Origin of the sequence: Pseudomonas sp. 3-2, from assembly GCF_019710535.1 — a bacterium.
Taxonomy (GTDB): domain Bacteria; phylum Pseudomonadota; class Gammaproteobacteria; order Pseudomonadales; family Pseudomonadaceae; genus Aquipseudomonas; species Aquipseudomonas pharyngis.
The window spans coordinates 5,577,771-5,590,125 of record NZ_CP081200.1; the positions used below are offsets into that span (position 1 = coordinate 5,577,771).

Below are 12,355 nucleotides of genomic sequence, written 5' to 3' on the forward strand. Positions count from 1 at the left end.
GACCAGTCTCCTAGAGCGGGCTGACGAAACGGTTATCCACCAGATCGTCGTTGCTGACGTTGTAGGGCTTGCCCTGCAATTCGCTGGCGGTTTCGTTGGCCAGTTTGATCAGCGGTGCGCTGTCACCCGGCTTGCCCGGCGAGCCAAGGAGTTTTTCGCTCATGGCCTGATCGTAGAAGCGCACGCCTTGCGCAGCGGCGGCCAGTTCCTTCGGATCGGACAGGTAACCACCGACGCCCTTGGCCATGATTTCGTACGCTTGCTGTGGATGGTCCTTGGTGTATTGCACCGCTTTGTAGAGACCGGCGACCAACGCCTTGACATCTTCCGGCTGCTTCTCGATCACCGTGCAGTTGAGCGCCACCACATCGACGATCACCCCCGGCGTACTGCTGCTGTCGATCAGCACCTTGCCCTGCTGCTTGTCGCGCACCATCGACAAATGCGGTTCCCAGGTCACGGCGGCAGGCACACGGCCGGCGATGAACGCGGTGGCGGCGTCGTCGGCAGTCATGTTCTGCACGGTGATGTCGCTCATGCTCATGCCGTTCTTTTTCAACAGGTACGAGAGCCAGAACTGCGAGGTCGACCCTTCGTTGACGGCCACGGCCTGGCCCTTGAGTTCTTGCAGGCTCTTCACGTTTTTACCGACCAGCACGCCATCGCCGCCATGGCTGTCATCCAGCGCGGCCACGGCCTTGAAACAGAACTGCGGGCGGTACTTCAGCACTTCGTCGATGGTCGACGCCGAGCCGGACAATTGCCCGGACGCCTGGGCGGCCATGTACATCGAAGCCTCTTCGACCACCGGCAATTCGACGGTCAGGCCGTTCTCCTTGAAGTAGCCCAGATCCTGAGCCAGATACAGGGTGCCGTAACCGACCCACGTGGTGTGGCCGATCGACAAGGTGCCGGCTTGGGCGGCGGTGATGGAAAGGGCGGAAATCGCCAGAGGACCTGCAAGACGGGTAAACAAGGACTTGTTCATGGAGCACTCCCAACGCTGTTGATTTAGTTGTCATGGGCAGTACGGCCAGCCTCGTCGGCGCGGATGCACGCTGCGGTCTCTGCTGGACTCTGGCGGGCAATGCCTTGGCTGGCGAAATCGATGTTGACCCAGGCTTGGCCTCAGGAAAACGAGGAAATAGTTAGACGCGAACGATGAAAAAACTGGGTAGTGCGCACCGCGAAAGGGCGCATCGGGCGGGGGCGCCCGGAGGGGGTGCAAGACAGCTAAAACAGTGGTGAGTCGACTGACGCAATCGCGAGCAAGCCCGCTCCCACAGGTTTCTTGGCTAACACAAATATTGTGTACGCTCGGGATCCCTGTGGGAGCGGGCTTGCCCGCGAAGGGGCCCTTGAGCCCTACGAATACCTAGAGGCGACCGTATTCCTGCGCCGTACGATCAACCGCTTTCAACGTCTTGCCCACCAGTTCGTCAATCTCTTCACGACTGGCAATCAACGCCGGCGCCATGATCATCCGCCCCAGCGTCGAGCGAATGATCACCCCCTCTTCAAAACCGATCGTGCGGCAGCGCCAGGCGATGTCGTTCTCATTGGCAAAGCGCTTGCGCGTGGCCTTGTCTTCGGCCAGTTGCAACGCCGCGACCATGCCGGTGCCCTGGATATCGCCCACCAGCGGGTGATTGCCGAACACCTCGCGCAGGCACTGCTGCAGGTACGGGCCGATGTCATCCTTGACCCGCGTCACCACGCCTTCATCGCGCAATGCCTTGAGGTTGGCAATCGCCACCGCCGCCGCCACCGGGTGCCCGGAATAGGTCAAACCGTGGGCGAACACACCGCCCTGCTCCACCAGCACGTCGGCCATTTTCTTCGACAGGATCAGGCCTCCCATCGGGATGTAACCAGAGGTCAAACCCTTGGCGATGGACAGGGTGTCCGGCTCGAAACCGAAGTATTCGTGGGCGAACCATTCGCCGGTACGACCGAAGCCACCGATCACTTCATCGGCGCACAGCAGCACGTCGTATTGGCGGCAGATGCGCTGGATTTCCGGCCAGTAGCTTTCCGGCGGAAAGATCATCCCGCCCGCGCCCTGGAACGGTTCGGCGATGAAGCCGGCAACCTTGTCCGCGCCCAGTTCGAGGATCTTCGCTTCAAGTTGGTGCGCCGCCCGCAGGCCGAATTCTGCCGGGGTCAGATTGCCTTCGTGGGCGAAGAAGTACGGCTCGTCGATGTGCGCGATGTCGGGAATCATCCCGCCCATTTCGTGCATGAACTTCATGCCGCCGAGGGCCGTCGCCGCCAGGGTCGAACCGTGATAGCCGTTCCAGCGGCCGATCATGACTTTCTTCTCGGGCTTGCCCAGCACCTGCCAGTAACGGCGCACGGTACGGATCAGCACCTCGTTGGCCTCGGAGCCGGAGTTGGTGTAGATCGCGTGGCTGTAGTGCCCCGGCAGCAGGCTGAACAGCAGCTCGGAGAGCTCGATCACCTGCGGGTGGGTGGTGTGGAAAAACATGTTGTAGTACGGCAACTGCTCCAGTTGCCGGCTCGCGGCGGCGTTCAGATCCTTGCGCCCGTAACCGAGGTTGGTGCACCACAGCCCGGACATGCCGTCGAGGTAGCGCCGACCGTCGTTGTCCCACAGGTGCAGGCGTTCCCCGCGCACCATCACCCGTGGGCCTTCGTCGTTGAGGGCCTTCTGGTCGACGAACGCATGAATGTGGTGCGCTGCATCGGCGGCCTGGTAGTCGCGGGTTTCACGTGACGTGGTCATCGCCGGATCTCCTTTCTTGTTGTGAGCGGCTGTCATGAGCGCAGTTGAAACCAGGTGGTTTTCAACTGGGTGTATTTGTCGAACGCGTGCAGCGACAGATCGCGGCCGAAACCGGATTGCTTGCCACCGCCGAACGGCACGGTCACGTCCAGCGCATCGACGCTGTTGACCGACACCGTACCGGCTCGCAATTGCCGCGCCACCCGGTGCGCGCGGTGCAGATCATCGGTCCACAGCGACGCCGCCAGACCGTAGACGCTGTCGTTGGCCAGTTGCACGGCATGGGCCTCGTCATCGAACGGCATCACCGCCAGCACCGGGCCGAACACTTCTTCACGAAACAGGGTCATGTGCGGCTGCACGCCGGTGAAAATCGTCGGCTGAACGAAGTTGTCCGAGCCGTTGAAACTCAGCTGCCGCCCGCCACAGACGCGGGTCGCGCCTTCGCGTTCGGCCTGATGGATGAAGCGCAGAATGCTTTCGGTCTGACGGGTGTCGACGATCGCCCCGGCCGCACTTGCCGGGTCCAGCGGATCGCCCGGTTGCCAGCGCTCGGCCTGAGCCTTCAGCCGCTCGACGAACTCGTCATGAATCGAGCGCTCCACCAGCAATCGCGAGTTGGCCGAGCAGACTTCGCCCTGATTGAAGAAGATCCCGAACGCGGCTTTCTGCGCCGCCAGATCCAGATCCTTGCAGTCGGCAAACACCAGATTGGCGCTCTTGCCGCCGCACTCCAGCCACACCTGCTTGAGGTTCGACTGCGCGGAGTACTGCATGAAATATTTACCGACCTGGGTCGAGCCGGTGAACACCAGGCAATCGACATCCGGGTGCAGGCCCAAGGCTTTGCCGGCCTGTTCGCCGAGCCCCGGCAGCACGTTCAGCACACCGGCCGGCAGCCCGGCTTCCAACGCCAGCTCGGCCAGACGCAACGCGGAGAATGGTGATTGCTCGGCGGGTTTGAGAATCACCGAGTTGCCCGCCGCCAGCGCTGGTGCCAGCTTCCACGCGGCCATGTCCAGCGGGAAGTTCCACGGCACCACGGCGGCGACCACGCCCAGCGCTTCGCGGGTGATGGTCGCCAGCACGTTCGAGGCGCTTGGCGCGACCTGATCGTAGAGCTTGTCGAGGCTTTCGGCGTACCAGCGAAACACCCCGGCGGCGCCCGGCACGTCGATGTTGTAAGCGTCCATCACCGGCTTGCCCATGTTCAGCGAATCGAGCAGCGCCAGCTCTTCGCGATGGGCCAGAATCAGGTCTGCCAGCCGCAGCAGCACTTGCTTGCGCTCGGTCGGTGAACGCCCGGCCCAGGTGCCGGCCTCGAACACCTGCCGCGCATTCTGCACCGCCGCGTCGACATCCTCTTCACCGCACGCGGCAACGTTTGCCAGCAGTTGGCCGGTGGCCGGGTTGATCGCGGCAAAGGTCTGCCCCGACTGCGCCGCACGCAGTTTGCCGTCGATCACGGCCTGGTACGGATAGCTCAATTCAGCGGCCTTGCGCTGCCAGTCTGCAAGCTCGAACACGGTGGTTGCTCCTTGGACTTCTATTCTTTTGAGAACAGTGCGCAGTGATAGTCGCTCAGGCCCGTGCGGGCTAAAACCAGTAAAAATGTCTTCGCAGACAATAAAAAAGGTAACCAGCCGATGGCCCCTTCGCGCGCGTATGGGGCTATTGTTCAGGGACAAAAAAACCGCCGACAGAACGGAGGCCGGCGGCTTACAAATTGCTTGGATGTGAAATCCGTTCGCTTTGAGGTTCACCGTGGCCGCTTACAATCTGCGTCAGTTGAAATACTTCATCACCACCGTCGAATGCGGCAGCGTCGCCGAAGCGTCGCGCAAGCTGTACATCGCGCAACCAGCGATTTCCACGGCGATCAAGGGGCTGGAAGACAGCTTCGGCGTGCAACTGCTGATCCGCCATCACGCCCAAGGCGTGTCGCTAACGCCTAGCGGCGCGCGGTTCTTCCGCAAGGCCCAGGAACTGCTGCGCATGGCCAAGGAGTTCGAACAGAACGCCCTCGCCGACAACGACGTGGTGGCCGGGCAGATCGATATCGGCTGTTTTGAAACGGTCGCGCCGCTGTACCTGCCGCAGTTGATTGCAGGCTTCTCGGCGCTGTATCCGGGGGTAAAGATCCGCATCCGCGACGGCGAACAACAGGAACTGGTGCAAGGCCTGACCTCGGGCACCTTCGACCTGGCGATCCTGTACAAGCACGACCTCGACGCCACCATCGAAACCGAACCGCTGATGCCGGCCCAACGACCTTACGCCCTGCTCCCGGCGGATCACCGCTTCGCCCAGCTCAAGCAGGTTTCGCTGCGGGACTTGTGCCTGGAACCGATGATCCTGCTCGACGTGCAACCGAGCCGCACCTACTTCGTCAGCCTGTTCGAAGAACTCGGGCTGTCGCCGCGCATCGAGTTCAGCTCACCTTCGATCGAAATGGTGCGCGGCATGGTCGGCCAGGGTTTCGGCTTCTCGATCCTGGTCACCCGCCCGCATTCGGAATGCACCTACGACGGCAAGAAAGTCGTGTGCGTGGACATCGTCGAAGACGTCACCGGCTCAGGCCTGGTGGCGGCGTGGCTCAAACGCGGACAACTGACCAAACCGGCGCAGTTGTTTGCCGATTATTGCCGGGAGCAGCTGACCGCGAAGGCCAGTCGCTGACCCTCAAGTACCGCGCGGTTTGGCTCGTGCGGTGGCTTCGGCCACCAGCGGGTCATCCGGCCAGTAATGCTTCGGATACCGCCCCTTCAGATCCTTCTTCACTTCGGCATAGGTGCTGCGCCAGAAGTTGGCCAGATCCTGCGTCACCTGCACCGGCCGCCGTGCGGGGGACAGCAGGTGCAGTTTGACCACTTGCCGGCCGCCGGCGATGCGTGGTGTGTCCGCGAGGCCGAACAACTCCTGTAAGCGCACCGCGAGAATCGGTGGCTGCTCGCTGTAGTCGAGGCGAATCGACGAGCCTGACGGCACGCTCAGGTGATGCGGCGCCTGTTCGTCGAGCTGTTGTGGCAGCGGCCATGGCAGCAGATTACGGACGATGCTCGACAGGTCGAGGTTGGCGAAATGACTGAGGCGCGAAACCTTGCCCAGGTAAGGCATCAGCCAGTCTTCGAGGGTTTTCAGCAGTGTGGCGTCGCTGACATCCGGCCATTGGCTGTCGCCCTTGGCGTCCAGATCGAGCTGGCGCAGCAACGCGACTCGCGCCTGCCACTGGCGCAATTCCGGAGTCCACGGCAGCAGCTCGAGACCTTTGCGGCGCACCAGATTGACCAGCGCCTGACTGCGGGCGTTTTCGTCGAGACCAGTCAGCGGCTCGCGGCTGAGGATCAGTTCGCCGACCTTGCGCTGACGCTCGGCGCGCAACACGCCTTCGCGTTCGTCCCAGTCCAGTTGATCGACGTTGTGCACCTGTTCGGCGAGCACCGAATCGAACAGCGCCGGATCAAAATCCGCCGCCAGATAGATCCGTTCTTCACGCTGGCCTTGGCGGCTGCCGAGGTCGGCGATCACGATCCACGGTTGCTTCATCAGGCTGTCGGCTTCGGCGAACAGCGCCGCACGACCGTTGGCCAGACGATATTCGGCGCCACCAGGACGCCGCTGCTGTGCAACGCGATCCGGGTAGGCCAATGCCAGCAAGGCACCGAGCCAGCGCGGATGATCCGGGTCGGCGACCGGCTCGCTCGGTTGCCCACGCAAGTAGCCGCGATATTGCCGCGCCAATTGCCGGGCGCGCTGCACACCGCCCTGGGCACCACGAGCCGCGCGCTCTTCGCCGGACAGCAGCGCCAGACGACTGTGCAGATCGGCCCCGGCGCCACGCAAAATGTCGCGCTCGCCGAGCAACGCGGCGACGTCGCACGCCATGTTTGCCAATCCCAGTGCCTGACCGCGCAACAGCAAATGGGCGATGCGCGGATGTGCCGGCAATTCAGCCATGGCTTGACCGTGGCGGTTGAGGCTTTCGCCGTCCAGCGCACCGAGGCGCTGCAACAGGTCTTGAGCCTGTGCATAAGCGGCGGCCGGCGGCACGTCCAGCCAGATCAGATCACTCGGCGCCACACCCCAGCGCCCGAGTTGCAAGGCCAGGCCCGCAAGATCCGCCGAGAGGATTTCCGCACTGCCATAAGCCGCCAGTTGCTCATGCTGGTCCTGCGACCACAGGCGATAACACACGCCCGGCTCCAGACGCCCGGCCCGGCCCGCACGCTGGGTGGCACTGGCTTTAGAGATGCGTTGGGTGTCGAGGCGGGTCATGCCGCTGCCCGGGTCGAAACGCGGCACCCGCGCCAGCCCGGCGTCGATTACCACGCGCACGCCGTTAATGGTCAGGCTGGTCTCGGCGATGTTGGTGGCCAGCACCACTTTGCGCTGACCCGCCGGGGCCGGGTCGATGGCGGCGCGCTGTGCGTTCAGGTCGAGTTCGCCGTGCAACGGGCAAAGCAACACGTCGCTGCGCTCACCGATGGCGTCCACCAGCTGCTGATGAACACGGCGGATTTCCGCCTGCCCCGGCAGAAACACCAACAGGCTGCCGGTTTCATCGTGCAGCGCTTCGAGCACCGTTTGCGTGACGCGTTGATCGATGTATTCGCCGGGCTGGAACGGCCGGCCCCAGCGCATCGTCACCGGGAACATCCGGCCTTCGCTGCGCAGGATTGGCGCGTCGTCGAGCAGCCCGGCCAGACGTTCACCTTCAAGGGTGGCGGACATCAGCAGAATCTTCAGCGGTTGTTCAGCTCGAAACAGCTCGCGACCGTTCAGACTGAGCGCCAGCGCCAGATCGGCGTCGAGACTGCGTTCGTGGAATTCGTCGAAGATCAGCAGGCCCACGCCTTCCAGCGCCGGGTCGTCCTGCAAACGCCGGGTGAGGATGCCTTCGGTGACCACCTCGATGCGCGTATTCGGGCCGACCTTGCTGTCGAGGCGGATGCGATAACCGACGGTTTCACCGACCTTCTCGCCCAGCTCGCTGGCCAGCCGTTCCGCGGCTGCGCGGGCGGCCAGCCGACGCGGTTCGAGCATGAGAATGGTCTGCCCGTTCAGCCACGCTTCATTGAGCAGGGCCAAGGGCACGCGGGTGGTTTTACCGGCGCCGGGCGGTGCTTCGAGCACGGCTTCGTGGCGTGTCGCGAGGGCTTCACGCAGGGCGGGTAAAACGTCATCGATCGGCAACGAATTCATGCTGGCTCCAAAACAGAGGGCCGAGTATAACGGCGAACTGCCAGGCGTTCGTCAGGGTCTTAACTTCACACGATGACGCTTCGTTAACAGATGACTCAGGAGATTCCCATGCGCTTACCTTTTCGCCTGATCGGCGGTGTACTGGTTGCCACCCTGCTCACTCAGATCACCGCGTGCGGTTCGATTTTCTATCCCGACCGGCGCGGCCAGATCGACGGCAAGATCGACCCGGCGATTGCCGTGCTCGATGCCGTGGGCCTGCTGTTCTATATCCTTCCTGGCGTAATCGCGTTTGCCGTGGACTTCGCCACCGGCGCGATCTACTTCGAACCGGGCCACACGGCGCAAGTCGATCCGGCCAAGCTCAAGCAAGCCATCGGCCCGGACGGTCAAGTCGATAACTTGAAGTTGCAGGCTATTCTCGAAACGGAGCTGGGCCGCAATCTGCCGCTGGACGACCCGCGCCTGATCCAGCACAAGGGCAGCACTCAGCAACTGGCGATGTTCGGCCTGCAACCTGCCGCATAAGGAATTGACGCACCCATGACCACAAGCACCGAACACGCCCGCCTGCTGCGGCTGGCGACCCGCGCCTCGGTGGCGGTGGCCTGTACGCTGATCATCGCCAAAGCCATCGCCTGGTGGCTGAGCGGTTCGGTGAGCATGCTCGCCGGCCTCACCGACTCGGCCCTCGATGGCGTCACTTCGTTGCTCAATCTGCTGGCGGTGCACTACGCGCTGCGCCCGGCGGATGACGATCACCGTTATGGCCACGGCAAGGCCGAATCCCTGGCGGGCATGGCGCAGGCGCTGTTCATTGGCGGCAGTGCGGTGCTGATCGCGTTTCAGGCTTATGAGCGCCTGAAACATCCCGAGCCACTCGGCGCGCCGTGGCTGAGCATTGGTGTGATCGTGTTTTCCCTGCTGCTGACTGTCGCACTGTTGATGCTGCAGCATCGGGTCATCAAGCAGACCGGCTCCAACGCCGTGCGGGCGGACTCGCTGCATTACCGTTCGGACCTGTTGCTCAACGGCAGCATTCTGATTGCGCTGGTGCTGGCCGGGCTGGGGTTCGAGCAGCTGGATGCGTGGTTCGGTCTGGGGATCGCGGCGTACATCCTATGGAGCGCGATCCAGATCGCCCGGGAAAGTTTTTCGGTGCTGATGGATGAAGAGCTGCCGGCGGATGTCAGTCAGCACATGCTCGAACTGGCCTGCAGCGTACCGGGCGTGTTGGGCGCGCATGATTTGCGCACACGGATTTCCGGCAATCACTGGTTCGTGCAGTTGCACCTGGAACTGCCGGGGGAACTGACGCTGTCAGTGGCTCACGGCATCAGCGATCAGGCGGCAGATGCCATTCACAAAGCCTACCCACGGGCCGAAGTGCTGGTGCACGCCGACCCGCAGGAAGTGGTCAAAGCCGCTCGGGCTCAGTAGTTGACCTGATAACCGCGACTGCTCAGGCAATTGCCCTGGGCCTGGCGGTAGGCCTGCACCACTTCGGGCGCCGGTTGATAAGTCGCGGTGCGCGGATTGAAGCCGCTCTGCTGCACCGCGTACTGATAGCACTCATAGCCGTCGCGCTGAACCTGCTCAGGTGACTGACCGTTGGCCGGATAGGCCTCCACGTCGTAGCCATTGCCGGTCGGCTGCGGTGGTTGCTGCACCGGCGGTTCGACCACCACGTAATCCTGCGTCGCTTCCTGATAGGCGTAGTACGAGCCGGCGGCGAGGAACAGCAGCGAACCGCCGATCCACACCTCACGAGCGTAATCCGGCAGGTACTGGATGCGAATTCCGCGCGGCGGTTGGACCACGATGTAGCGCGGGCCTTGCGGGCGATACCAGTAGCCGCCGGAGTAGAAATAGTCCTGGCCGCGATACGGCACGCGGTAGTCGCGATCCGGGAAACGATCGATTACATGACCCGGCCGGTATTGCGGACCGGGGCCCCAGCCGTTGCCATGCCCGTCGGGGCGACCCGGCCAGCGGTTGTCGTTGGGGCGGTTGCCGGTCTGCCAGTTCTGGTGATAACCATTCTGCGGACGCTCGTCGCGGTAGTAACCCTGACGCGGTTCCTGGGTCTGGCGCACGGTGTCGGGGCGCGGCTGGATCGGCAGGTCATTGGCCGGCAGTTGCGGCGGCGGTGGCGGCTGGCGCACCGGGTTGGGGTTGTAGGCCGGACGTGGCTGGTTCTGGTTCTGCCACTGGCCATTGTTCGGTTGGCCGCGGTTCTGCTGGCCGTTGTGCTCGAACTGGCGGCTATTGTCGCCACGGATGATGTCGTTGTTCTGCCGCTGCGGATTGTCTTGGCCGCGCTGCTGATTGCCGCCGCCATGCCCCGGATTGTTACCCTGATGCTCCGGCCCGCGTCCGCCGCCGTCGGGGCCGCGATTCTGCGGCTCATCCGCCAGCGCTTGCGCACCGATACTCACACACAGAAAACCAACACTGGCCAGACGCCAGATGCGCGACTTCATGAAATTCCTCACTGCGGACTAGCGCCTGAAATTAAGAGGGCGTGTAGCTAAGACCGGGGATGGACACACCGGGTTCTGCTACAGGTTATCAGTCACGGCATTTATTTATTGAGCGAGAGGGGCCAAATCGCGGGCAAGAAAAAAGGGAGACCCGTCGGCCTCCCTTCTAGAGAACTTCGTCCTGGCTCGACGCTTTTGACGTCGGCTCACCTCACGCCGTCTTCTGGACAGTGTGCAGCTCGGGGGCCGGCACAACCCCGGTGGGGGTGGCGGCCGCGGCGGGCCGGATTGGGCGGGCCGCAGTGGACTGTGTTACCGAGCAGTGATTCTGGTGATAAGAATAGGCTCGGAGCCGCGACAGATGATTGCGAAGATTGCTCAAATAAACATCACTTGCGCAATTTTTAACCCTGGATAGATAATCTGCCGCAATAGTTAAGACAAAGGACCGTTTGATGAGCAAACTCGACCGTTACGACCTGAGTATTTTGGCGGAATTGCAGCGCGACGCCCGCATCTCCAACCAGGAACTGGCCGAGCGCATCGGTCTGTCGCCCTCCCCGTGCTCGCGCCGGGTCAAGCAACTGGAGGATGACGGCTACATCTCCCGTCAGGTCGCCCTGCTCGATCGAAAGATGCTCGGCCTGAGCCTGACCGCCTACGTGCTGATCGGCATGGACCGGCACACGCCGGAGCGTTTCGAGAACTTCGAAGCCGCAATCCGCACTTTGCCGCAAGTGCTGGAATGCAGCCTGGTGACCGGGGTGGATGCCGACTATCAGCTGAAAGTGGTGGTGCCGGACATGGATCACTATCAGAAGCTGCTGCTGGGGCATCTGACACGGATCGAAGGCGTGACCAGCGTGCGCTCGAGCTTTGTGCTGAATCAGGTGCTCAACAGCACCGAACTGCCGCTGACTCACCTGCGCAACTGAAATCGACGAATGACTGCGGCACACCGACGCAGGTCAATGCTGCGTCGTTCACCGCTGGCGTATACTCCCGGCCGCCCTTTCAGCCGCGCAGCGCCGGAGATGCCCGATGGATCCAGCAGTATTTGAAGAGTGGATGATGACTGGCCTTGTCAGCATCCTGATCATTTTCATGGGTTTCATCGTCTGGGATCTGGCGAAGAAGTCCAAGGCCGGGCGCTTCGGCTCGTTCATTCTGTTCTTCGTGCTGGGCCTGGGCGTGGCCGCGTTCATCATCAAGAGTGTGGTGATCGGCCTGATCGAGTCCGGCGCCTTATAAGCGCGCCGGCACTTCTTTCCACTGGCCCTGATCGAGCCCTTCGATCGTCCAGTCACCAATCCTGACCCGCACCAGCCGCAACGTCGGCAGCCCCACCGCAGCCGTCATCCGCCGCACCTGGCGGTTGCGCCCTTCGCGAATCACCAGCTCCAGCCAGGTTGTCGGAATCGTTGCGCGAAAGCGTACCGGCGGATTGCGCGGCCACAGCTCGGGCTCATCCAGTTGCCGCGCTTGCGCGGGCAAGGTCATGCCGTCATTCAGCTCGACGCCGTCACGCAGGCGCTGCAACTGCTCGGCTGTCGGCACGCCTTCGACCTGCACCCAATAGGTTTTCGCCAGCTTGTGCTTCGGGTCGGCGATCCGCGCCTGCAACTGGCCGTCGTTGGTCAGCAGCAGTAAACCTTCGCTGTCGCGGTCCAGCCGCCCGGCCGGGTAGATGCCCGGAATGTCGATGTAATCCTTGAGCGTCGCCCGCCCTTCACCGTCGCTGAACTGCGTCAGCACATCGAACGGTTTGTTGAACAGGATCAGCTTCGGCTCAGCGGGCGGTGCCTTGGCGACACGGCGCGGGGCTGAAGAAGCTGGCTTCGCGCCGGGACGGCGGGAAGGTGGACGTTGGGGACGGGACATAAGTGCACAGGCATTTGGCGATCAGGGCTGACAATGCTAGTGC

Annotated in this window: 11 protein-coding genes; 5 read left to right on the forward strand and 6 right to left on the reverse strand. The window is 62.9% G+C overall.

The window, feature by feature from the left end:
- Positions 1–10: 10 nt before the first annotated feature.
- The 3 genes from K3819_RS25320 to K3819_RS25330 form a co-directional block, all read right to left on the reverse strand.
- Positions 11–988 carry an ABC transporter substrate-binding protein gene (locus K3819_RS25320; protein ID WP_221398157.1) on the reverse strand — a complete coding sequence of 326 codons (978 nt, stop codon included), beginning with the start codon at positions 986–988 and terminating at the stop codon, positions 11–13.
- Between the two features lie 387 nt (positions 989–1,375).
- Entirely contained in the window at positions 1,376–2,746 is a 1,371-nt protein-coding gene (locus tag K3819_RS25325) for an aspartate aminotransferase family protein (RefSeq protein WP_221398158.1), read from the reverse strand.
- A 32-nt stretch (positions 2,747–2,778) separates the two neighbouring features.
- Entirely contained in the window at positions 2,779–4,272 is a 1,494-nt protein-coding gene (locus K3819_RS25330) for an aldehyde dehydrogenase (protein WP_221398159.1), read from the reverse strand.
- A gap of 238 nt (positions 4,273–4,510) precedes the next feature.
- Here K3819_RS25330 and K3819_RS25335 point away from each other — a divergent pair, with 238 nt between their 5' ends.
- On the forward strand, positions 4,511–5,425 hold the full coding sequence (locus K3819_RS25335; protein WP_007958716.1) for a LysR family transcriptional regulator: 915 nt from the start codon (positions 4,511–4,513) through the stop codon (positions 5,423–5,425).
- Between the two features lie 3 nt (positions 5,426–5,428).
- Here the strand turns inward: K3819_RS25335 and hrpB are convergent, their stop codons facing one another.
- Entirely contained in the window at positions 5,429–7,948 is a 2,520-nt protein-coding gene (hrpB, locus tag K3819_RS25340; RefSeq protein WP_221398160.1) for an ATP-dependent helicase HrpB, read from the reverse strand.
- 108 nt (positions 7,949–8,056) lie between these two features.
- On the opposite strand from hrpB, the gene K3819_RS25345 reads away from it, so the two are divergent.
- Positions 8,057–8,476, forward strand: coding sequence for a hypothetical protein (locus K3819_RS25345; protein WP_039771823.1), 420 nt, complete (start codon positions 8,057–8,059; stop codon positions 8,474–8,476).
- A gap of 15 nt (positions 8,477–8,491) precedes the next feature.
- Positions 8,492–9,388 carry a cation diffusion facilitator family transporter gene (locus tag K3819_RS25350; RefSeq protein ID WP_221398161.1) on the forward strand — a complete coding sequence of 299 codons (897 nt, stop codon included), beginning with the start codon at positions 8,492–8,494 and terminating at the stop codon, positions 9,386–9,388.
- Here the strand turns inward: K3819_RS25350 and K3819_RS25355 are convergent.
- Positions 9,382–10,431 (reverse strand): DUF6515 family protein, encoded by a 1,050-nt coding sequence (locus K3819_RS25355; protein WP_085612564.1) that lies wholly within the window; start codon positions 10,429–10,431, stop codon positions 9,382–9,384. The genes K3819_RS25350 and K3819_RS25355 overlap by 7 nt on opposite strands.
- A 455-nt stretch (positions 10,432–10,886) precedes the next feature.
- On the opposite strand from K3819_RS25355, the gene K3819_RS25360 reads away from it, so the two are divergent.
- Positions 10,887–11,366, forward strand: coding sequence for an Lrp/AsnC family transcriptional regulator (locus K3819_RS25360; protein ID WP_008081091.1), 480 nt, complete (start codon positions 10,887–10,889; stop codon positions 11,364–11,366).
- Between the two features lie 106 nt (positions 11,367–11,472).
- Entirely contained in the window at positions 11,473–11,682 is a 210-nt protein-coding gene (locus K3819_RS25365) for a DUF2788 domain-containing protein (protein ID WP_003228500.1), read from the forward strand.
- On the opposite strand, the gene K3819_RS25370 is transcribed toward K3819_RS25365, so the two are convergent.
- Positions 11,677–12,312, reverse strand: a complete 636-nt coding sequence (locus tag K3819_RS25370) for a pseudouridine synthase (RefSeq protein WP_085612563.1) — start codon at positions 12,310–12,312, stop codon at positions 11,677–11,679. The genes K3819_RS25365 and K3819_RS25370 overlap by 6 nt on opposite strands.
- Between the last annotated feature and the right edge of the window lie 43 nt (positions 12,313–12,355).